Consider the following 861-nt stretch of genomic DNA (forward strand, 5'->3'; position numbering starts at 1 on the left):
AAAGGTTTATCAAATAGTCCAAAACTAAATACAAATGTATTTCCATACGAAAGAAAAGAAAATATAGGAGTATCGGATATAAACAGCTATTTAAGAAAATTAAGAATGGGAGTTGAGAGATAATGAAAAAGATAATAATGATGATAATTATAGGGATAATGTTAGGTTCTTGTGGAATACTAGGACTAGCAAGATACGGAATAGAAAAAACTATAAGTGATTTTAAAGAAGATGAATTGACGGAACCTATAAAGGAATAAATATATTTATTAAAAGTTCGTAACTAAAATTATAGTAAAAAATTCCATTATTCAAATTGAAAAAATATCTGTTTATTTTAGTATTTTCGATATTACAGGGGATTAAAAAATCTCGGCATTCAAAATTTTCCGAAGAAATATGAAATTATGCTGATAGGGAAAATAGCTGTCTGAACGGAGTGAGTTTGCTGTTTTCCAAGCATAATGAATATTTATGAGGGATAAAAATTTTGTAGCCGATAGCGGGAGAGTGAGGGCGGCAATGAACCCTCACGGGAAATGAAATATTAAGCGAAGTACGGAAACTATATGATTTAGACCAGAGCTTAAAGATAAACTTGGCAATAAACGGACCTGCCCTACTTGATAAAAGTCCTTATTTATTAGAAGCGAAAGATAAATATAACAAAGAAGAATTATTAAAAGATTATACTAATGGAAAGTATACAGATAAAGGCTTATCAAATAGTCCAAAACTAAATACAAATGTATTTCCATATGAAAGAAAAGAAAATATGGGAGTGTTGGATATAAACAGCTATTTAAGAAACTTAAGAATAGGAGTTGAAAGATAATGAAAAAGATAATAATGATGATAATT

The 861-nt window shown here is 28.7% G+C and carries 2 protein-coding genes; both read left to right on the plus strand.

Annotated elements, in window-relative coordinates:
• Window positions 1-122 precede the first annotated feature (122 nt).
• A complete protein-coding gene (locus tag EII29_RS12290) occupies window positions 123-260 on the plus strand; it encodes a hypothetical protein (RefSeq protein WP_158612539.1) in 138 nt (45 codons plus the stop codon).
• Between the two features lie 338 nt (window positions 261-598).
• Entirely contained in the window at window positions 599-835 is a 237-nt protein-coding gene (locus EII29_RS11325; RefSeq protein WP_233573333.1) for an ABC transporter ATP-binding protein, read from the plus strand.
• The last annotated feature ends 26 nt before the right edge of the window (window positions 836-861 follow it).

Origin of the sequence: Leptotrichia sp. OH3620_COT-345 (genome assembly GCF_003932895.1) — a bacterium.
In the GTDB taxonomy this organism is placed as follows: Bacteria; Fusobacteriota; Fusobacteriia; order Fusobacteriales; family Leptotrichiaceae; genus Pseudoleptotrichia.